General features: G+C 53.3%; 18 protein-coding genes and 2 tRNA genes. 15 read left to right on the forward strand and 5 right to left on the reverse strand.

The genetic code is table 11. The features are described 5' to 3' along the window. Positions 1–244 precede the first annotated feature (244 nt). From rplU to cgtA, 4 genes are all read left to right on the forward strand, one after another. Complete coding sequence (gene rplU / locus CKK19_RS12750) at positions 245–556, forward strand: 50S ribosomal protein L21 (RefSeq protein ID WP_003025032.1); 312 nt, start codon at positions 245–247, stop codon at positions 554–556. 19 nt (positions 557–575) lie between these two features. Continuing rightward, a complete protein-coding gene (gene rpmA, locus CKK19_RS12755; protein WP_003861831.1) occupies positions 576–833 on the forward strand; it encodes a 50S ribosomal protein L27 in 258 nt (85 codons plus the stop codon). Between the two features lie 95 nt (positions 834–928). After that, positions 929–1,894, forward strand: coding sequence for a DMT family transporter (locus CKK19_RS12760; protein ID WP_003861826.1), 966 nt, complete (start codon positions 929–931; stop codon positions 1,892–1,894). A 15-nt stretch (positions 1,895–1,909) separates the two neighbouring features. Then, on the forward strand, positions 1,910–3,085 hold the full coding sequence (cgtA, locus tag CKK19_RS12765) for an Obg family GTPase CgtA (protein WP_003861823.1): 1,176 nt from the start codon (positions 1,910–1,912) through the stop codon (positions 3,083–3,085). A gap of 33 nt (positions 3,086–3,118) precedes the next feature. Here cgtA and pmrB read toward each other — a convergent pair whose 3' ends face one another. The 3 genes from pmrB to dacB are packed head-to-tail and all read right to left on the reverse strand — an operon-like array spanning position 3,119 to position 6,257. Then, positions 3,119–4,162 (reverse strand): two-component system sensor histidine kinase PmrB, encoded by a 1,044-nt coding sequence (gene pmrB, locus CKK19_RS12770; RefSeq protein WP_063853595.1) that lies wholly within the window; start codon positions 4,160–4,162, stop codon positions 3,119–3,121. Then, positions 4,159–4,821, reverse strand: coding sequence for a two-component system response regulator PmrA (gene pmrA / locus CKK19_RS12775; RefSeq protein WP_003861819.1), 663 nt, complete (start codon positions 4,819–4,821; stop codon positions 4,159–4,161). Before pmrA ends, pmrB begins: the two co-directional genes overlap by 4 nt. A 2-nt stretch (positions 4,822–4,823) precedes the next feature. Then, entirely contained in the window at positions 4,824–6,257 is a 1,434-nt protein-coding gene (gene dacB / locus CKK19_RS12780; protein ID WP_063853596.1) for a serine-type D-Ala-D-Ala carboxypeptidase, read from the reverse strand. Between the two features lie 228 nt (positions 6,258–6,485). Here dacB and greA point away from each other — a divergent pair, with 228 nt between their 5' ends. Next, positions 6,486–6,962 (forward strand): transcription elongation factor GreA, encoded by a 477-nt coding sequence (gene greA, locus CKK19_RS12785; protein ID WP_225455150.1) that lies wholly within the window; start codon positions 6,486–6,488, stop codon positions 6,960–6,962. Positions 6,963–7,113: 151 nt separating this feature from the next. On the opposite strand, the gene yhbY is transcribed toward greA, so the two are convergent. After that, a complete protein-coding gene (gene yhbY, locus CKK19_RS12790; protein WP_003861814.1) occupies positions 7,114–7,407 on the reverse strand; it encodes a ribosome assembly RNA-binding protein YhbY in 294 nt (97 codons plus the stop codon). A 127-nt stretch (positions 7,408–7,534) separates the two neighbouring features. Between yhbY and rlmE the strand changes: the two genes are divergently transcribed. From rlmE to CKK19_RS12820, 6 genes are all read left to right on the forward strand, one after another. Beyond that, positions 7,535–8,161, forward strand: a complete 627-nt coding sequence (gene rlmE, locus CKK19_RS12795; RefSeq protein WP_003861812.1) for a 23S rRNA (uridine(2552)-2'-O)-methyltransferase RlmE — start codon at positions 7,535–7,537, stop codon at positions 8,159–8,161. Positions 8,162–8,263: 102 nt separating this feature from the next. Beyond that, the gene (ftsH, locus tag CKK19_RS12800; protein WP_003861810.1) at positions 8,264–10,198 is read left to right on the forward strand and encodes an ATP-dependent zinc metalloprotease FtsH; all 1,935 of its coding nucleotides are present in this window, start codon (positions 8,264–8,266) and stop codon (positions 10,196–10,198) included. Positions 10,199–10,296: 98 nt separating this feature from the next. Beyond that, on the forward strand, positions 10,297–11,145 hold the full coding sequence (folP, locus tag CKK19_RS12805) for a dihydropteroate synthase (protein ID WP_063853597.1): 849 nt from the start codon (positions 10,297–10,299) through the stop codon (positions 11,143–11,145). After that, the gene (gene glmM / locus CKK19_RS12810; protein ID WP_003861804.1) at positions 11,138–12,475 is read left to right on the forward strand and encodes a phosphoglucosamine mutase; all 1,338 of its coding nucleotides are present in this window, start codon (positions 11,138–11,140) and stop codon (positions 12,473–12,475) included. Before folP ends, glmM begins: the two co-directional genes overlap by 8 nt. A gap of 222 nt (positions 12,476–12,697) precedes the next feature. Continuing rightward, the gene (gene secG / locus CKK19_RS12815) at positions 12,698–13,030 is read left to right on the forward strand and encodes a preprotein translocase subunit SecG (RefSeq protein WP_003861803.1); all 333 of its coding nucleotides are present in this window, start codon (positions 12,698–12,700) and stop codon (positions 13,028–13,030) included. Positions 13,031–13,039: 9 nt separating this feature from the next. Beyond that, positions 13,040–13,126, forward strand: a tRNA-Leu gene (locus CKK19_RS12820). A gap of 187 nt (positions 13,127–13,313) precedes the next feature. On the opposite strand, the gene argG is transcribed toward CKK19_RS12820, so the two are convergent. Beyond that, positions 13,314–14,660: an argininosuccinate synthase gene (argG, locus tag CKK19_RS12825; protein ID WP_022649518.1), complete on the reverse strand. Its 1,347-nt coding sequence runs from the start codon at positions 14,658–14,660 to the stop codon at positions 13,314–13,316. Between the two features lie 287 nt (positions 14,661–14,947). Here argG and CKK19_RS12830 point away from each other — a divergent pair. From CKK19_RS12830 to infB, 4 genes are all read left to right on the forward strand, one after another. Beyond that, positions 14,948–15,024 (forward strand) — tRNA-Met (locus CKK19_RS12830). A gap of 207 nt (positions 15,025–15,231) precedes the next feature. Beyond that, entirely contained in the window at positions 15,232–15,684 is a 453-nt protein-coding gene (gene rimP / locus CKK19_RS12835) for a ribosome maturation factor RimP (RefSeq protein ID WP_014833432.1), read from the forward strand. Between the two features lie 28 nt (positions 15,685–15,712). Further along, positions 15,713–17,215 carry a transcription termination factor NusA gene (gene nusA / locus CKK19_RS12840; RefSeq protein WP_003861798.1) on the forward strand — a complete coding sequence of 501 codons (1,503 nt, stop codon included), beginning with the start codon at positions 15,713–15,715 and terminating at the stop codon, positions 17,213–17,215. Positions 17,216–17,239: 24 nt separating this feature from the next. Then, the gene (gene infB / locus CKK19_RS12845) at positions 17,240–19,927 is read left to right on the forward strand and encodes a translation initiation factor IF-2 (RefSeq protein WP_022649517.1); all 2,688 of its coding nucleotides are present in this window, start codon (positions 17,240–17,242) and stop codon (positions 19,925–19,927) included. Positions 19,928–19,960: the final 33 nt, after the last annotated feature.

The following is a 19,960-nucleotide window of genomic DNA, read 5'->3' on the forward strand; positions in this document are numbered from 1 at the left end:
CTTTTTATCCTGTTTATCCCACACGAGATGGGTACACAAAGGGTTTCGGTTTATAAATAGTATTGCTGATTGTACTGAAAAAATGGCTCAGATAAACGTTACCGTACGTGTTGTGTTTTTTTTCTTCATGTATTGATGGTAGCACTTGTCAAAGGCTCGCGTTTTGCGTAATATTCGCGCCCTATTGTGAATATTTATAGCGCACTCTGAATCATACGAGGATGTGCGCGGAAGCGGAGTTTATATGTACGCGGTTTTCCAAAGTGGTGGTAAACAACACCGAGTAAGCGAAGGTCAGACCGTTCGCCTGGAAAAGCTGGACATCGCAACTGGCGAATCTGTTGAGTTCGCTGAAGTTCTGATGATCGCAAACGGTGAAGAAGTCAAAATCGGCGTTCCTTTCGTTGATGGCGGCGTTATCAAAGCTGAAGTTGTTGCTCACGGTCGTGGCGAGAAAGTTAAAATCGTTAAGTTTCGTCGTCGTAAACACTATCGTAAGCAGCAGGGCCACCGTCAGTGGTTCACTGATGTGAAAATTACTGGCATCAGCGCCTAAGACCTGAGGAGAGATTTAAATGGCACATAAAAAGGCTGGCGGCTCCACACGTAACGGTCGCGATTCAGAAGCTAAACGCCTGGGCGTTAAGCGTTTCGGTGGCGAATCCGTTCTGGCGGGTAGCATCATCGTTCGTCAGCGTGGCACCAAGTTCCACGCGGGTACCAACGTAGGTTGCGGTCGTGACCACACTCTGTTTGCTAAAGCAGACGGTAAAGTGAAATTTGAAGTTAAAGGCCCGAACAACCGTAAATACATCAGCATCGTTGCTGAGTAAGGTTTTCTCGGTCCGGTAACGGATTAAAGCCCCGCAACGTGTTGCGGGGCTTTTTACATTGGAAACCCGGAAAATTTTCTGTAGGGAAAACGGGCATGAAGCAGCAGGCCGGCATTGGTATTCTTTTGGCGCTCACTACCGCGATGTGCTGGGGGGCGCTGCCAATTGCAATGAAGCAGGTACTGGAAGTGATGGAACCGCCCACGGTGGTGTTTTATCGCTTCCTGATGGCAAGTATAGGCCTGGGCGCCATTCTGGCCGTCAAAGGTAAGCTGCCACCGCTGCGCATCTTCCGAAAACCGCGCTGGCTGGTGTTACTGGCTATCGCGACGGGCGGTCTGTTCGGTAACTTCATTCTGTTCAGCTCTTCCCTGCAATATCTTAGCCCTACAGCGTCGCAGGTGATTGGTCAGCTATCACCGGTCGGCATGATGGTCGCCAGCGTATTCATCCTCAAGGAGAAGATGCGCGGTACGCAGATCATCGGGGCAAGCATGCTGCTTTGCGGTCTGGTGATGTTCTTTAACACCAGTCTGATCGAGATTTTTACCCGCCTGACGGATTACACCTGGGGTGTCATTTTTGGGGTGGGTGCAGCAACGGTCTGGGTGAGTTATGGCGTCGCGCAAAAGGTGTTATTGCGTCGTCTTGCCTCACAGCAGATCCTCTTTTTGCTGTACACTTTGTGTACACTGGCATTATTGCCGTTAGCTAAGCCGGGGGTGATTACCCAGCTCAGCGACTGGCAACTGGCGTGCCTCATTTTTTGTGGGCTGAACACGCTGGTCGGTTATGGCGCGCTGGCTGAAGCCATGGCGCGCTGGCAGGCAGCACAGGTGAGCGCCTTAATCACGCTTACCCCGCTGTTTACGCTGTTATTTTCAGATTTGTTATCAATGGCCTGGCCCGATGTCTTCGTCAAGCCGATGCTCAACCTGTTGGGTTATCTCGGTGCGTTTGTCGTGGTTGCGGGCGCGATGTATTCCGCCATTGGTCATCGTCTCTGGGGGCGTTGGCGCAAAAATGAAGCGGTTGTAATAGTCCCCCGCTCAGGCGAATGAGTTACGGAGAGTAAAATGAAGTTTGTTGATGAAGCGACGATTCTGGTCGTGGCAGGTGATGGCGGTAACGGTTGTGTAAGCTTCCGCCGTGAAAAATATATTCCTCGTGGCGGTCCTGACGGCGGTGACGGTGGGGACGGTGGCGACGTGTGGCTGGAGGCGGATGAAAACCTCAACACGCTGATCGACTACCGTTTCGAAAAATCTTTCCGCGCCGAACGTGGGCAGAATGGCCAGAGCCGCGACTGTACCGGTAAACGCGGTAAAGACGTGACGATCAAAGTGCCGGTAGGTACGCGTGTCATCGATCAGGGCACGGGCGAAACCATGGGTGATATGACCAAACACGGTCAGCGCCTGATGGTGGCGAAAGGCGGCTGGCACGGTCTGGGTAACAGCCGTTTCAAATCTTCCGTTAACCGTACCCCGCGTCAGAAAACCATGGGTACCCCGGGTGATAAGCGCGACCTGCAACTGGAACTGATGCTGCTGGCGGATGTGGGGATGCTGGGTATGCCAAACGCCGGTAAATCGACGTTTATCCGTGCGGTCTCTGCGGCGAAACCAAAAGTGGCAGATTATCCGTTTACGACGCTGGTACCGAGCCTGGGCGTTGTCCGTATGGATAACGAGAAGAGCTTCGTGGTCGCTGACATCCCGGGTCTGATTGAAGGGGCAGCAGAAGGCGCCGGTCTGGGGATTCGCTTCCTGAAGCACCTTGAGCGTTGTCGCGTACTGTTGCACCTCATCGACATCGATCCAATCGACGGTTCCGATCCGGTTGAAAACGCCCGTATAATTATCGGTGAGCTGGAGAAATACAGTGAAAAACTGGCGCAAAAACCGCGCTGGCTGGTATTTAACAAGATCGACCTGATGGATAAAGCGGAAGCTGAAGCGAAAGCTAAAGCGATTGCCGAAGCGATGGGTTGGGAAGATAAGTACTACCTGATCTCTGCCGCCAGCCAGGTTGGCGTGAAAGATCTCTGCTGGGATGTGATGACCTTTATCATCGAGAATCCGGTTGTTCAGGCAGAAGAGGCGAAACAGCCTGAAAAAGTCGAATTCATGTGGGATGACTACCACCGCCAGCAGCTCGAAGAGCTGGAAGCGGAAGAAGATGATGAAGACTGGGACGATGACTGGGATGAAGACGACGAAGAAGGCGTCGAGTTCATCTACAAGCACTAACCTCAGTATAAAGCCCCTTAACGGGGCTTTTTTTTATCCTATTTTCGCCGGTAACCAACAGCTGGCGATGAGGCCGCCCGCAGCGCCGTTCTCCAGCGTTAAATGGCCATGATGGAGCTGTACGATACGCTGTACGATGCTCAGCCCAAGGCCGCTGCCGCCGTAGCGCTGGTCGAGACGTCGGAAAGGTTCGGTGATCGACTGGCGGTGTGCCTCATCAATACCCGGCCCCTGATCGGTAACGCTCACCTGGGTACCGCTTTCCGTCGCTGTTAATGCCACTTCAATGGTTGTGCCTGCCGGGCTGTAGCGGGCGGCATTCTCCAGAAGGTTCCTTACCATCAGACGTAACAGGACGGCGTCCCCCTGAACCGTCAGCGCGCTGTGGGCCGGCCATATCACCGTATGCTCTTTGGCTTCATGCTCCAGGCTAAGCGGAGCAATGATCGTCTCAGTCCAGTTCACGGTATCGTAATGGCCGCTGGCCATCGCCTGTCCGGCACGCGCCAGCATCAGCAGCTGTTCCACCGTGTGCATCAACTGATCGATCCGGTTTATCAGTGGCGTGGCCTGCGGGGAACCGGACTGAGCCATCAGTTCCAGATGGAGCCTGATCCCCGCAAGCGGCGTACGTAACTCGTGTGCCGCATCGGCGGTAAACAGGCGTTCCTGTTGAATAGTGTGGTCCAGCCGGGCGAGGAGTTGATTGAGCGATGTGGTCACAGCGCCTATCTCTTCCATATCAGAATACATCGGCAGGGGAGTCAGATTATCCGCCGAACGGTTCGCAAGGCTGACGCGAAGTTTGTTGAGTGGTCGGGTGATCCAGGTGACGGCCCAGAATGAGAAGAACAGGGTAAAACCGACCATCACCAGAGAAGGGACCAGCAGGGAGGCAATGGCTTCGCGGATCTCTTTTTCGACATGGTTGTTGCGCGCTTTCGCAGACAATGTTTCGTTCACCAGAAAACCGATTTGCTCGCGGCTCTCATGCCACAGCCAGACTACGCTAACCAGTTGAAAAAATAGCAGTATAACCGCCAGCAACACCATTAATCGCCGGCGCATACTGTTCATTTCTGGCTCTCCAGACGGTAACCCACGCCACGTACGGTTTTGATGCGATCTTTACCGAGCTTGCGGCGCAGATTATGAATGTGAACTTCAAGCGTGTTTGATCCTGGATCGTCCTGCCAGGAGTAGATGTCCTGTTGCAGCGTTTCACGGTGCACGGTCTGCCCGCTGCGCATGATCAGACGCGTCAGCAGAGCGAACTCTTTTGGGGTCACTTCCACAGGCTGAGACTGGCGCAGCACCTGCTGAGTTTGCAGATTGAGGGTGATATCCCCGTCCGTCAGCAGGTTGTCGCTGTGGCCCTGATAGCGGCGGATTAACGCCCGTACGCGAGCCTGTAGCTCGGCAAGGGCGAAGGGTTTTACCAGATAATCGTCAGCGCCAGAATCCAGCCCGTTAATTCTGTCTTCAATGGCATCGCGGGCGGTGAGAATCAATACGGGATTCTCCACTCCGCGACGACGCCACTGGCAGAGCAGCGTCGCGCCGTCTTTATCCGGCAGTCCCAAATCCAGGATCACAAGGCTGTATTCTCCGCTCTGGATCAAGGCATCTGCTTCAGCCGCCGTGGCGGCACAATCCAGGGCGTAGCCCTCATTCCCCAGTGCCAGCGCTAACCCTTCCTGTAATAACAGATCGTCTTCAACTATCAGTAGTTTCATCGCTAGTTATTCTGGTAGATGTCCTTATAGAGCCTGCTTTCGAAACGCACCAGTGGAATACGACGATTGCGCTGGTCAGCCGGTTCGACGGCATAGCCGGACAGATACTGCACAAAGGCCATGCGTTGCCCGCTGGCTGTCGTGATAAAACCGGCAAGGTTGTAAACGCCCTGCAGGGAACCCGTTTTGGCTGACACTTTGCCATCCACGCCTGCAGCGTGAAGGCCCGCACGGTACTGAAGTGACCCATCGTGTCCGGCGAGCGGCAGCATTGTAATAAAGTTTAGCTCAGCGTCATGCTGAGCGATGTACTGCAACACCTGCATCATGGTGGCCGGTGAGATCAGGTTATGGCGCGATAAACCGGAACCGTCGACAGCGATCGTATTGCCCAGATCGATACCCGCCTGCTGGCGCAGGATCTGACGTACGGCATCAGAACCGGCCCGCCAGGTTCCTGGCACACCAAAGCGCGCGTGTCCAATCATACGGAACACCGTGTCGGCAATCATGTTATCCGACTTTTTCAGCATAATCTTAAGCAAATCATGCAGTGGCGCGGACTGTTTACTGGCAATCACCGTGCCTGGTTCATTCACCTGCGTCTGGCGCAGCAGCGTTCCGGTGTAGGTTATGCCCGCCTGCTTCAGTTCATCTTTAAAAATGGCACCGGCATAGCCTGCGCCATCCTGAATGGCAAAGGCCAGCGGGAGGGGATCGGCCCGCTGGGTCAGGCAGCCGGTGAGCGTATAGCGATTGAGATCGCCCGGTACCACGTCGAGCTCACAATACTGTGCCTCCGGGGAGCCTTTCGCCAGCGTCCGCACCTGGCTGAACATCGTGACCGGGTAGTAAGACGCCACGCGGATAAACGCTAAGTCATTGGGTTTTGGCGCGCTGTAAAGCGATACGGAGAAGCAGTTACGGTCAACGATGGCGGCGGCTGGCGGGGCGCTAAAGCACTGCGTCATGTCGTTCCATGGCCAGCCAGGCGCTTTATCGTGGCTGGCGAAAATGGAGGTGTCGATCAGCACGTTGCCATCAATTTTTGTTACGCCGGATTTTTTCAGTACCGCCACCATGTTGCGGACATCCTGGCGCTTAAAGGTGGGATCGCCACCAAAACGGGCGATAAGATCGCCTTTCAGTTTGCCACCCTCAACGTTACCTCTGGTTTCAAGGGTGGTAGTAAAACGGAAGTCAGGCCCGAGCTGGAGCAGGGCGGCGAGGGCAGTGATCACCTTCTGGGTACTGGCAGGCAGCGCCATCTGTTGACTGTGATAGTCAATCTCGGGAGCCTGCGCGCCAACCTTCTGCACCATCAGGGCAAGGTTCGCGCCGGCGGGCAGTTGATTAATGTACTCATCAACATTCGCGGCCTGAACGGTGAACGTTATACTGGTAGTCAATCCGATGATAAAACTGGAAAATCGCATAATCTCGCGCTAACAACCCGAAAACAAACCGTCATACTACGGTGCATGGCACTGTAAAGTAAACGATGACCCATAGTGAACTTCGCGGTAAAATGCGTATCAAATTGAAAAATTGCTGCTGACCTGGGGCGTTGCTCCCGGGTCGGTTTTCTTTTTGCTTCTGGCCTGTTCAGGTGGGCTGGAGCAGGGAACACTGCTCCCAACAGGAATGTTTAAGAGGTATAACAAATGCAAGCTATTCCGATGACCTTACGTGGTGCCGAAAAACTGCGCGAAGAGCTGGATTTTCTGAAATCCGTACGTCGCCCTGAAATCATCTCCGCTATCGCGGATGCGCGTGAGCATGGCGACCTGAAAGAGAATGCTGAATACCACGCGGCGCGTGAGCAGCAGGGTTTCTGCGAGGGACGCATCAAAGATATCGAAGCGAAACTGTCCAATGCGCAGGTTATCGATATCACTAAAATGCCAAACAACGGTCGCGTGATCTTCGGCTCTACCGTCACCGTCCTGAATCTGGACAACGACGAAGAGCAAACCTATCGCATCGTGGGTGATGATGAAGCGGACTTCAAACAGAACCTGATTTCGGTGAACTCCCCGATTGCTCGCGGCCTGATTGGCAAAGAGCAGGATGATGTTGTGACTATCCGCACCCCGGGTGGCGAAGTGGAATACGAAATTATTAAGGTTGAATACCTGTAATTCGCTTCTCTTCTAAGATGTTGATACATTGTAAAGAAAAGAAAAAGGCCGCATAGCGGCCTTTTATCAACTCAAGGAGCATGGCATTTTGCTCGCCTGCTGAAAGAAATCCCTCGTTTCACACAGAAAATGTGTTTGATTCAGGATATCCTTAACGTGGCAGCGAGATTTTGCGCTCTTTAGATGGGCGATAGAGCACCAGCGTTTTACCGATGACCTGTACATTACAGGCGCCGGTTTCGCGCACGATGGCTTCCACGATCAGGTTTTTAGTGTCTCTGTCTTCAGAGGCGATTTTCACCTTGATCAGCTCGTGGTGTTCCAGCGCTTGTTCAATCTCGGCAAGCACCCCTTCGGTCAAACCATTGTTGCCAAGCATCACTACAGGCTTGAGCGGATGTGCCAGACCTTTAAGGTGCTGTTTTTGTTTAGTACTCAGATTCATCGTATATTTTTGCTTACGTTGGGATTGAAAACGGTTCATTCTACCGCCATCTCCCTAATATCGCCAAATAGCTGCGTAGAAATTTACGTCACAGGCAAGTAACGATGAACCAGGACGGAAATGTTAAATGACAGGTAAAAAGCGTTCTGCCAGCTCCAGCCGCTGGCTTCAGGAACACTTTAGCGATAAATATGTTCAACAGGCGCAGAAAAAGGGGTTACGTTCCCGCGCCTGGTTTAAACTTGATGAAATACAGCAAAGTGACAAACTTTTTAAACCGGGAATGACGGTGGTCGACCTCGGTGCGGCACCTGGCGGATGGTCCCAGTATGCGGTTACGCAGATCGGCGGAACGGGCCGAATCATCGCATGCGATCTTTTACCAATGGATCCCATCGTCGGTGTCGACTTCCTTCAGGGCGACTTTCGTGATGAATTAGTGCTTAAAGCATTACTTGATCGTGTAGGTGACAGTAAGGTCCAGGTTGTCATGTCGGATATGGCACCAAATATGTGTGGAACACCGGCGGTGGATATCCCCCGCGCCATGTATCTGGTGGAACTAGCGTTAGAAATGTGTCGTGATGTACTAGCGCCTGGTGGTAGTTTTGTTGTGAAGGTGTTTCAGGGCGAAGGTTTCGAGGAGTATCTTAAGGAAATTCGCTCCCTGTTTGCGAAGGTCAAAGTTCGTAAGCCGGACTCTTCCCGGGCCCGTTCCCGTGAAGTGTATATTGTAGCGACCGGGCGAAAATGATAACCGGTAGATTTCAGGCGAAAGTTTGAATGAAACTGGATATAGAGTATCCTGACGCTGTTTTTAACACAGTTGTAATATGAGGTTAATCCCTTGAGTGACATGGCGAAAAACCTAATACTCTGGCTGGTCATTGCCGTTGTGCTGATGTCAGTTTTCCAGAGCTTTGGGCCCAGCGAGTCGAATGGCCGCAAGGTGGATTATTCTACCTTCCTGCAAGAGGTCAATCAGGACCAGGTTCGCGAAGCGCGTATCAACGGACGTGAGATCAACGTTACCAAGAAAGATAGTAACCGTTACACGACTTACATCCCGGTGAACGATCCTAAGCTGCTTGATAACCTTCTGACCAAAAACGTCAAAGTGGTAGGCGAGCCGCCGGAAGAACCAAGCCTGTTGGCTTCTATCTTCATTTCCTGGTTCCCGATGCTGCTTCTTATCGGCGTCTGGATCTTCTTTATGCGCCAGATGCAGGGCGGTGGTGGCAAAGGTGCCATGTCGTTCGGTAAGAGCAAGGCGCGTATGCTGACGGAAGACCAGATCAAGACCACCTTTGCTGACGTAGCAGGTTGTGACGAAGCAAAAGAAGAGGTGGGTGAACTGGTTGAATACCTGCGCGAGCCGAGCCGTTTCCAGAAACTGGGCGGTAAGATCCCGAAAGGCGTCCTGATGGTCGGCCCTCCGGGTACCGGTAAAACCCTGCTGGCAAAAGCCATCGCGGGTGAAGCGAAGGTGCCGTTCTTTACTATTTCAGGTTCTGACTTCGTTGAAATGTTCGTGGGTGTCGGTGCATCTCGTGTGCGTGACATGTTCGAGCAGGCTAAGAAGGCAGCACCGTGCATCATCTTCATCGATGAAATCGACGCCGTTGGCCGCCAGCGTGGCGCAGGCCTGGGCGGTGGTCACGATGAACGTGAGCAGACCCTGAACCAGATGCTGGTTGAAATGGACGGCTTTGAAGGTAACGAAGGTATCATCGTTATCGCGGCAACTAACCGTCCAGACGTACTCGACCCTGCGCTGCTGCGTCCAGGCCGTTTCGACCGTCAGGTTGTGGTCGGTCTGCCGGATGTTCGTGGTCGTGAACAGATCCTGAAAGTGCATATGCGTCGCGTACCGCTGGCACCAGATATCGACGCGGCAATCATCGCGCGTGGTACTCCAGGCTTCTCCGGTGCGGATCTGGCTAACCTGGTCAACGAGGCAGCACTGTTTGCCGCTCGCGGTAACAAGCGTGTAGTGTCCATGGTGGAATTTGAGAAAGCGAAAGACAAAATCATGATGGGTGCGGAACGTCGCTCCATGGTGATGACGGAAGCGCAGAAAGAGTCCACGGCATATCACGAAGCGGGCCACGCGATTATCGGTCGTCTGGTGCCGGAACACGATCCGGTACACAAGGTGACGATCATTCCACGCGGTCGTGCGTTGGGTGTGACCTTCTTCCTGCCTGAAGGTGACGCGATCAGCGCCAGCCGTCAGAAGCTGGAAAGTCAGATTTCAACCCTGTACGGCGGTCGTCTGGCAGAAGAGATCATCTACGGTGCGGAACATGTTTCCACCGGTGCGTCGAACGATATTAAAGTGGCGACAAACCTGGCACGTAACATGGTGACCCAGTGGGGCTTCTCCGACAAACTCGGTCCGCTGCTCTATGCAGAAGAAGAGGGCGAAGTATTCCTGGGCCGCTCCGTGGCAAAAGCGAAACATATGTCCGATGAAACGGCTCGTATCATCGACCAGGAAGTGAAAGCGCTGATTGAGCGTAACTACGCTCGCGCCCGTCAGATCCTGAATGACAATATGGACATCCTGCATTCGATGAAAGATGCGCTCATGAAATATGAGACCATCGATGCGCCGCAGATTGACGACCTGATGGCTCGCCGCGAAGTGCGTCCGCCAGCAGGCTGGGAAGACCCAGGCGCGTCTAACAATTCTGACAACAATGGCACCCCGCGTGCACCGCGTCCGGTCGATGAACCGCGTACGCCAAACCCGGGCAACACCATGTCAGAGCAGTTGGGCGACAAGTAAGTCACTGCTGTTGAAGCGTTTGTCTGTACATCAAACCCTGGAGCATGCTCCGGGGTTTTTCTTTTTTATATAACCATGCAAATAACAGGGATTTAGCCATGAAACTCTTCGCCCAGGACTCGCATCTCGACCTTTCACATCCGCATGTGATGGGGATCCTGAATGTCACGCCTGATTCCTTCTCTGACGGCGGCACGCATAACTCGCTTATCGACGCGGTTAAACACGCGAATTTAATGATCAACGCGGGTGCCACCATCATTGACGTTGGAGGGGAGTCAACGCGGCCTGGCGCGGCGGAGGTTTCGGTGGAAGAAGAGCTGGCGCGCGTGGTGCCGGTGGTGGAGGCTATCGCCCGGCGCTTTGAAGTGTGGATCTCCGTTGATACCTCCAAACCCGAAGTGATCCTTGAAGTGGCGAGAGTGGGCGCTCACATTATCAATGATATCCGCTCGCTGACCGAGCCGGGCGCAATTGAAGCCGCCGCTGAAACCGGGCTACCGGTGTGTCTGATGCATATGCAGGGCCAGCCTAAGACAATGCAGGAGGCGCCAAAATATGAAGATGTGTTTGCCGACGTCACCCGCTTCTTTATTGAGCATATCGAACGCTGTGAACGTGCGGGTATCGCAAAAGAGAAATTGCTGCTCGACCCGGGCTTCGGTTTCGGTAAAAATCTCTCACACAATTACGCGTTGCTTGCGCGCTTATCAGAGTTTCATCAGTTCGGCCTGCCACTGCTGGTGGGAATGTCGAGAAAATCGATGATTGGTCAGTTGTTGAATGTCGGGCCGAACGAACGTCTGAGCGGCAGTCTGGCCTGCGCGGTGATTGCCGCGATGCAAGGTGCACACATCATTCGCGTCCATGACGTAAAAGAAACAGTAGAAGCCATGCGTGTGGTGGAAGCCACACTGGCAGCGAAGGAAAACAAACGCTATGAGTAATCGTAAATATTTTGGTACCGATGGCATCCGTGGGCGCGTAGGCGATGCGCCAATTACCCCTGACTTTGTCCTGAAGCTGGGTTGGGCGGCGGGTAAGGTACTGGCGCGTCATGGCTCCCGTAAGATCATTATTGGTAAAGATACCCGTATTTCAGGTTATATGCTGGAGTCCGCGCTGGAAGCCGGGCTGGCGGCGGCGGGGCTTTCAGCTTCCTTTACGGGGCCAATGCCGACCCCTGCTGTTGCCTATCTGACTCGTACCTTCCGTGCGGAAGCGGGCATCGTCATTTCAGCTTCTCATAATCCGTTCTATGACAACGGTATCAAATTCTTCTCCATCGACGGCACTAAACTGCCGGATGACGTGGAAGAGGCGATTGAAGCGGAAATGGAGAAAGAGATCACCTGTGTCGACTCCGCTGAGCTGGGTAAAGCCAACCGTATTGTCGATGCCGCAGGCCGCTACATTGAATTCTGCAAAGGCACGTTCCCGAATGAACTGAGCCTGGCACACCTCAAAATTGTGGTGGACTGTGCAAACGGTGCGACCTATCACATTGCGCCGAATGTTTTCCGCGAGCTGGGTGCGAAAGTGATCACCATCGGCTGCGAGCCGGACGGTCTGAACATCAATGAAGAAGTCGGCGCGACAGACGTGCGTGCCTTGCAGGCGCGTGTACTGGCTGAAAAAGCCGATCTGGGTATTGCCCTGGATGGCGATGGCGACCGTGTGATCATGGTTGACCACGAAGGTAACAAGGTCGATGGCGATCAGATCCTCTACATCATTGCGCGTGAAGGCCTGCGTCAGGGGCAACTGCGCGGTGGCGCGGTGGGCACGCTGATGAGCAATATGGGTCTGGAGCTGGCGCTGAAACAGCTGGGCATCCCGTTTGTTCGCGCGAAAGTGGGTGACCGCTACGTGCTGGAAAAACTTCAGGAAAAAGGCTGGCGCATTGGCGCGGAAAACTCCGGCCACGTGATCCTGCTCGATAAAACCACCACCGGTGACGGCATTGTGGCGGCGCTTCAGGTTGTTGCCGCGATGGCGCGTAACCATATGAGCCTGCACGATCTCTGCAGCGGCATGAAAATGTTCCCGCAGATCCTGGTAAACGTGCGTTTCACCGCTGGTAAAGGCGACCCGCTGGAAAATGATAACGTGAAAGCGGTGATGGCAGAGGTGGAAGCGACGCTTGGCAGCCGTGGACGCGTCCTGCTGCGTAAGTCGGGTACCGAGCCGCTGATCCGCGTGATGGTGGAAGGCGAAGACGAAGCGCAGGTAACTGAATTTGCGCACCGCATTGCGGATGCAGTGAAAGCTGCATAATCTTTCAGAATAAGTGTTTAAAAAGGCGGCGTTTGCCGCCTTTGTTTTAAGCAATTAATGGCTTTTTGCTGTTTTTTTCCGCAGTTGATACAATGCCTCGAAAATGCCCTTGCGAAGGTGATTCGCTTTGGTTAGTATTCACACCCGCTTCAGTGGGAAACAAAATCCTGCTAATTGGTCGAAGCATTGGTATGCGGCAAATCCGCAAGGAACAGGTTGATTATGTACGAAGCTCTTTTAGTTATTTTCCTTATTGTAGCCATCGCTCTCGTAGCGCTGATTATGCTGCAGCAAGGTAAAGGCGCTGATATGGGAGCCTCCTTCGGAGCAGGCGCTTCCGGTACGCTGTTCGGTTCAAGTGGTTCTGCGAACTTCATGACCCGTACGACGGCGATTCTGGCTACGCTGTTCTTCATCATCAGTCTGGTGCTGGGCAATATCAACAGCAACAAGACCAGTAAAGGAAGCGAGTGGGAAAATCTGAGCGCGCCAGCAAAAACTGAGCAAACTCAGCCAGCTGCACCGGCTAAGCCAACCAGCGATATCCCGCAGTAAGTATTCAGTACCGAGGTGGTGGAATTGGTAGACACGCTACCTTGAGGTGGTAGTGCCCTAACGGGCTTGTGGGTTCGAGTCCCATCCTCGGTACCAATATTCCAGAAGAAAGACGTCGCAAGACGTCTTTTTTTTCGTCTGTAGATTCTGTGTTTCCGATCTATTGTAGGGCGGGTAAGCGCAGCGCCGCCCGCCGTTTTGCCCGGTGGCGCTGCGCTTACCGGGCCTACGAAGACCACAAAAAAGGCGCCCATTGGGCGCCTTTTGCATGTCTTGCTGTCGATCACTTCTTATCGCTGTGTTCCAGGTTCTCAACCTGCGGCAGACCATTACCGGAATTCGCGGAGAGCAGGCCATTCTCAACATAGTTGAACAGCTTCTCACGGGTATCGGTGATGTCCAGGTTACGCATGGTCAGCTGGCCAATACGATCGTCCGGAGAGAATACTGACTCACCTTTCTCCATGGTCAGACGCTCTGCTTTATAGGTCAGGTTGTCAGACACGGTATTGAGGATGGAGTAATCATTGCCGCGACGCAGTTCCAGCGTCACTTCGCCGGTGATTGCGCTCGCCACCCAACGTTGCAGGGCGTCACGCAGCATCAGCGCTTGTGGATCAAACCAGCGACCCTGATACAGCAGTTTGCCCAGCTGACGGCCATGAGCGTGATACTGCTCAATGGTGTCTTCGTTGTGAATACCGGTCAGCAGACGCTCGTAAGCGATGTGCAGCAGCGCCATCCCCGGAGCTTCGTAAATGCCACGGCTTTTCGCTTCGATGATACGGTTTTCGATCTGATCGCTCATACCCAGACCGTGACGACCGCCGATGCGGTTTGCTTCCAGCATCAGTTCAACATCGTCTGAGAAGGTTTTACCGTTCAGGGCAACCGGATGACCGCGTTCGAAACGCACGGTCACTTCTTCCGCCGGGATCTTCACGTTCTCATCCCAGAATTTTACGCCCATGATCGGGTTAACGATCTTCACGCTGGAGTTCAGGAATTCCAGGTCTTTCGCTTCGTGCGTCGCACCCAGCATGTTGGAGTCGGTTGAGTAGGCTTTCTCAACGGACATCTTATAGTCAAAGCCGCAGGCAATCATAAACTCAGACATTTCATGACGGCCACCCAGTTCGTCGATGAAGTCGGTATCCAGCCACGGTTTGTAGATCTGCAACTCGGCGTTGGTCAGCAGACCGTAACGATAGAAACGTTCAATATCGTTGCCTTTATAGGTACTGCCATCACCCCAGATGTTCACGCCATCTTCTTTCATGGCGGCGACCAGCATGGTGCCGGTGACAGCACGACCCAGCGGAGTGGTATTAAAATAGGTCAGGCCGCCGGTAGTGTTATGAAAAGCACCGCACTGGATAGCGGCAATGCCTTCAGCGACCAGTTGCTTACGGCAGTCAATCAGACGTGCGTTCTCTGCGCCATACTCCATGGCACGACGAGGGATCGCGTCATAATCTTCCTCGTCCGGCTGACCCAGGTTCGCAGTATATGCATACGGAACCGCTCCCTTCTGGCGCATCCACAGCAGTGCAGCGCTGGTATCCAGGCCGCCTGAGAAAGCGATGCCAATACGTTGTCCTACCGGAAGATGCTTGAGAATCGTCGTCATAGAATAAAACCCTGCTTGATTGACTGATTAGAGACCGCTTTCGCTCTCTTGTGCATTTTTATGCAAAATAAGTGAGTATTCATTTAATCATCTTTTGTCGAAGACCGGAAGAGACTCGTGCGTTTTTTGTAAAAAAATTGGTCTGTTCTGTCTGGCAGAAGCTGGGTTGACAGGTGGGGTCAACTATCAATATACTAAACGCCGATTTTACGTCCCGTCTTCGGTACCAAATCCCAGCATTATTTGCAAATTCTGTCCAAAACGCGTAGAATTTGCCACGTTTCAGGCGCGGGGTGGAGCAGCCTGGTAGCTCGTCGGGCTCATAACCCGAAGGTCGTCGGTTCAAATCCGGCCCCCGCAACCACTTTCCTATAAAGTTCTTTTTCAAATATACTGTGAAGACTTAGAGCCTTCGTAGCTGGATTTGAAAAAATTCTTTCGGAAAGTGCTCCAGGCCACAGTTGTGGCTATAGGGTTCAGTTATCTAAAGCCCCGATTTATCGGGGTTTTTTGTTATCTGACTACAGAATAACTGGGCTTTACGCCCTTTTTTTATGTCTTGGGGGTGGGCTTGTCCACATTAGAGCAAAAATTAACAGAGATGATTACTGCACCGGTCGAAGCACTGGGCTACGAACTGGTCGGCATCGAATTCGTTCGCGGCCGCACATCGACGCTGCGCATCTATATTGATAGTGAAGATGGCATCAATGTTGATGATTGTGCTGATGTCAGCCACCAGGTGAGTGCGGTTCTTGATGTTGAAGATCCGATTACCGTTGCGTACAACCTGGAAGTTTCCTCACCTGGCCTCGATCGTCCGATGTTCACGGCCGAGCACTATGTGCGCTTTACCGGTGAAGAAGTGGCTCTCGTTCTGCGTATGGCCGTACAGAACCGCCGTAAATGGCAGGGAATTATCAAAGCCGTTGATGGTGAAATGATCACGGTGACAGTCGAAGGCAAAGATGAAGTGTTCGCGCTGAGTAATATCCAGAAGGCGAACCTGGTTCCCCACTTTTAACAGTCTGGATTGAGGTGAAAAGCCCGCGATGAACAAAGAAATTTTGGCTGTTGTTGAAGCCGTCTCCAACGAGAAATCACTGCCGCGTGAGAAGATTTTCGAAGCGCTGGAAAGTGCACTGGCTACAGCAACCAAGAAAAAATACGAACAAGAGATCGATGTTCGCGTAGAAATCGATCGTAAAAGCGGTGACTTCGATACATTCCGTCGTTGGGTAATCGTTGAAGAAGTGACCCAACCGACCAAAGAGATCACCCTGGAAGCGGCACGTTTTGAAGACGAAAGTCTGAACGTGGGTGACTACGTTGAAGATCAGATTGAATCTGTCACCTTCGACCGTATCACCACCCAGACCGCGAAGCAGGTTATCGTGCAGAAAGTTCGCGAAGCCGAGCGCGCGCTGGTTGTCGATCAGTTTCGCGATCAGGAAGGCGAAATCATCACTGGCGTGGTGAAGAAAGTGAACCGCGATAACATCTCTCTGGAGATCAAATCCGAAGGGCTGCCGGGTAACGCTGAAGCTGTTATCCTGCGTGAAGACATGCTGCCGCGTGAAAACTTCCGCCCAGGCGACCGTATTCGTGGTGTGCTGTATGCCGTACGTCCTGAAGCACGTGGTGCACAGCTGTTCGTGACGCGTTCTAAACCAGAAATGCTGGTTGAACTGTTCCGTATCGAAGTGCCGGAAATCGGCGAAGAAGTTATCGAAATCAAAGCGGCGGCCCGCGATCCGGGTTCCCGTGCGAAAATTGCGGTGAAAACCAACGACAAGCGTATCGACCCGGTCGGTGCTTGCGTCGGTATGCGTGGCGCACGTGTTCAGGCGGTTTCTACCGAACTGGGCGGCGAGCGTATTGATATCGTTCTGTGGGACGACAATCCGGCGCAGTTCGTGATCAACGCAATGGCACCGGCTGATGTGGCGTCTATCGTTGTTGACGAAGACAAACACACCATGGATATCGCTGTAGAAGCGGGCAACCTGGCGCAGGCGATTGGCCGTAACGGTCAGAACGTACGTCTGGCGTCACAGCTGAGCGGCTGGGAACTCAACGTGATGACCGTTGATGACCTTCAGGCCAAGCATCAGGCTGAAGCCCACGCGGCGATCGATACCTTCACCAAATACCTGGACATTGACGAAGACTTCGCCACTGTGCTGGTTGAAGAAGGTTTCTCTACGCTGGAAGAACTGGCCTACGTGCCAATGAAAGAGCTGCTGGAAATTGACGGTCTGGATGAACCAACCGTTGAAGCCCTGCGTGAACGCGCTAAAAACGCACTGACCACCCTGGCGCTGGCTCAGGAAGAAAGCCTTGGCGATAAGAAGCCGGCTGATGACCTGCTGAATCTGGAAGGTCTTGATCGTGCGATTGCGTTCAAGCTGGCTGCCCGTGGTGTTTGTACGCTGGAAGATCTCGCTGAGCAAGGCGTTGATGACCTGGCCGATATCGAAGGTTTAACCGACGAGAAAGCCGGCGAACTCATCATGGCCGCACGTAATATTTGCTGGTTCGGCGACGAAGCGTAATAAACTGTAGCAGGAAGGAACAGCATGACTGATGTAACTGTAAAATCGCTGGCTGCTGAGATTCAGACCTCCGTGGACCGCCTGGTACAGCAATTTGCTGATGCAGGGATCCCGAAGGCCGCTGATGACTCGGTGACCGCGCAAGAAAAACAAACCTTGTTAGCGCACCTGAACCGTGAACACGGCTCTACGCCTGACAAGTTAACGCTGCAGCGCAAAACGCGTAGCACGTTGAACATCCCTGGTACCGGTGGCAAAAGCAAATCGGTACAAATTGAAGTCCGCAAGACGCGCACCTTTGTAAAACGTGATCCGCAAGAGGCAGAACGCCTTGCTGCGGAAGAGCAGGCACAGCGTGAAGCGGAAGAACAAGCTCAGCGTGAGGCAGAAGCCACTGCCAAACGCGAAGCAGAATTAAAAGCTGAACGTGAGGCCGCAGAAAAAGCGAAACGCGACGCCGGTGAAAAAGCGAAGCGTGACGCTGCGGAAAAAGACAAAGTGAGCAATCAACAGACCGACGAAATGACCAAAACTGCCCAGGCTGAAAAAGCCCGCCGTGAAAATGAAGCTGCCGAGCTGAAGCGTAAAGCGGAAGAAGAAGCCCGCCGCAAGCTTGAAGAAGAAGCTCGCCGCGTCGCCGAAGAAGCGCGTCGCATGGCAGAAGAAAACGAGAAGAACGGTGTGAATACCGCTGAACCAACTGAAGACAACAGCGATTATCACGTAACCACTTCTCAGCATGCGCGCCAGGCAGAAGACGATAACGACCGTGAAGTTGAAGGTGGTCGTGGCCGTACTCGCAGTACAAAAGCGGCGCGTCCTGCGAAAAAAGGTAACAAGCACGCTGAATCTAAAGCTGACCGTGAAGAAGCACGTGCAGCGGTTCGCGGTGGTAAAGGCGGTAAGCGTAAAGGTTCCGCTCTGCAGCAGGGCTTCCAGAAGCCAGCTCAGGCCGTTAACCGTGACGTTGTGATCGGCGAAACCATCACCGTTGGCGAACTGGCTAACAAGATGGCGGTGAAAGGCTCTCAGGTCATCAAAGCGATGATGAAGCTGGGCGCAATGGCCACCATCAACCAGGTCATCGACCAGGAAACCGCACAGCTGGTTGCCGAGGAGATGGGCCACAAAGTTATCCTGCGTCGTGAAAACGAGCTGGAAGAAGCAGTAATGAGCGACCGTGATACGGGCGCAGCGGCTGAACCGCGCGCACCGGTTGTGACCATCATGGGTCACGTTGACCACGGTAAAACCTCTCTGCTTGACTACATTCGTTCTACTAAGGTTGCCTCCGGCGAAGCGGGTGGTATTACCCAGCATATCGGTGCTTACCACGTAGAAACCGAAAACGGCATGATCACCTTCCTGGATACCCCAGGCCACGCAGCGTTTACCTCAATGCGTGCTCGTGGTGCTCAGGCAACGGATATCGTTGTTCTGGTTGTTGCTGCCGATGATGGCGTGATGCCACAGACCATTGAAGCTATCCAGCACGCGAAAGCGGCGCAGGTGCCTTTGGTTGTTGCAGTCAACAAAATCGATAAGCCAGAAGCCGATATGGATCGCGTTAAGAACGAACTGTCACAGTACGGCGTTATGCCGGAAGAGTGGGGCGGTGAAGCGCAGTTCATCCCTGTATCTGCAAAAGCAGGCACCGGTATCGACGACCTGCTGAACGCTATCCTGCTTCAGGCTGAAGTTCTGGAGCTGAAAGCGGTTCGTAAAGGTATGGCGAGCGGCGCGGTAATCGAATCCTTCCTGGATAAAGGTCGTGGTCCGGTTGCAACCGTTCTGGTTCGCGAAGGTACTCTGCACAAGGGCGACATCGTTCTGTGTGGTTTCGAATACGGTCGCGTTCGTGCGATGCGTAACGAACTGGGTCAGGAAGTGCTGGAAGCGGGTCCGTCCATCCCAGTGGAAATCCTCGGCCTGTCCGGTGTTCCGGCTGCCGGTGACGAAGTAACCGTGGTACGTGACGAGAAGAAAGCACGTGAAGTGGCGCTGTATCGTCAGGGTAAATTCCGTGAGGTGAAACTGGCTCGCCAGCAGAAATCTAAACTCGAGAACATGTTCGCCAACATGACTGAAGGCGAAGTTCACGAAGTGAACATCGTTCTGAAAGCGGACGTACAGGGTTCTGTGGAAGCGATCTCCGACTCCTTGCTGAAACTGTCTACCGACGAAGTGAAAGTGAAGATCATCGGTTCTGGCGTAGGTGGTATCACCGAAACCGACGCAACCCTGGCAGCCGCGTCCAACGCTATCCTGGTTGGCTTCAACGTTCGTGCTGACGCATCTGCGCGTAAAGTTATCGATGCTGAAAGCCTGGATCTGCGTTACTACTCCGTCATCTATAACCTGATTGACGAAGTGAAAGCAGCGATGAGCGGCATGCTGTCTCCTGAGCTGAAACAGCAGATCATCGGTCTGGCTGAAGTACGTGACGTGTTCAAATCACCGAAATTCGGTGCGATCGCGGGCTGTATGGTTACCGAAGGGACCATTAAGCGTCACAACCCAATCCGCGTACTGCGCGACAACGTGGTTATCTACGAAGGTGAGCTGGAATCCCTGCGCCGCTTCAAAGATGACGTTAACGAAGTTCGTAACGGCATGGAATGTGGTATCGGTGTTAAGAACTACAACGACGTTCGCGTTGGCGATATGATCGAAGTGTTCGAGATCATCGAAATTCAGCGTACCATCGCGTAATCTTCGTCAACTGAAGATTAATTAGCGTAGGCC

The organism is Enterobacter sp. CCUG 70166 (assembly GCF_020224095.1).
Classification (GTDB): domain Bacteria; phylum Pseudomonadota; class Gammaproteobacteria; order Enterobacterales; family Enterobacteriaceae; genus Enterobacter; species Enterobacter intestinihominis.

What these genes read in the sequence shown, in the direction of transcription:
- rplU (WP_003025032.1), top strand. Translation starts at nt 245, where the DNA reads ATGTACGCGGTTTTCCAAAGTGGTGGTAAACAACACCGAGTAAGCGAA.
- rpmA (WP_003861831.1), top strand. Translation starts at nt 576, where the DNA reads ATGGCACATAAAAAGGCTGGCGGCTCCACACGTAACGGTCGCGATTCA.
- CKK19_RS12760 (WP_003861826.1), top strand. Translation starts at nt 929, where the DNA reads ATGAAGCAGCAGGCCGGCATTGGTATTCTTTTGGCGCTCACTACCGCG.
- cgtA (WP_003861823.1), top strand. Translation starts at nt 1,910, where the DNA reads ATGAAGTTTGTTGATGAAGCGACGATTCTGGTCGTGGCAGGTGATGGC.
- pmrB (WP_063853595.1), bottom strand. Translation starts at nt 4,162, where the DNA reads ATGAACAGTATGCGCCGGCGATTAATGGTGTTGCTGGCGGTTATACTG.
- pmrA (WP_003861819.1), bottom strand. Translation starts at nt 4,821, where the DNA reads ATGAAACTACTGATAGTTGAAGACGATCTGTTATTACAGGAAGGGTTA.
- dacB (WP_063853596.1), bottom strand. Translation starts at nt 6,257, where the DNA reads ATGCGATTTTCCAGTTTTATCATCGGATTGACTACCAGTATAACGTTC.
- greA (WP_225455150.1), top strand. Translation starts at nt 6,486, where the DNA reads ATGCAAGCTATTCCGATGACCTTACGTGGTGCCGAAAAACTGCGCGAA.
- yhbY (WP_003861814.1), bottom strand. Translation starts at nt 7,407, where the DNA reads ATGAATCTGAGTACTAAACAAAAACAGCACCTTAAAGGTCTGGCACAT.
- rlmE (WP_003861812.1), top strand. Translation starts at nt 7,535, where the DNA reads ATGACAGGTAAAAAGCGTTCTGCCAGCTCCAGCCGCTGGCTTCAGGAA.
- ftsH (WP_003861810.1), top strand. Translation starts at nt 8,264, where the DNA reads ATGGCGAAAAACCTAATACTCTGGCTGGTCATTGCCGTTGTGCTGATG.
- folP (WP_063853597.1), top strand. Translation starts at nt 10,297, where the DNA reads ATGAAACTCTTCGCCCAGGACTCGCATCTCGACCTTTCACATCCGCAT.
- glmM (WP_003861804.1), top strand. Translation starts at nt 11,138, where the DNA reads ATGAGTAATCGTAAATATTTTGGTACCGATGGCATCCGTGGGCGCGTA.
- secG (WP_003861803.1), top strand. Translation starts at nt 12,698, where the DNA reads ATGTACGAAGCTCTTTTAGTTATTTTCCTTATTGTAGCCATCGCTCTC.
- argG (WP_022649518.1), bottom strand. Translation starts at nt 14,660, where the DNA reads ATGACGACGATTCTCAAGCATCTTCCGGTAGGACAACGTATTGGCATC.
- nusA (WP_003861798.1), top strand. Translation starts at nt 15,713, where the DNA reads ATGAACAAAGAAATTTTGGCTGTTGTTGAAGCCGTCTCCAACGAGAAA.
- infB (WP_022649517.1), top strand. Translation starts at nt 17,240, where the DNA reads ATGACTGATGTAACTGTAAAATCGCTGGCTGCTGAGATTCAGACCTCC.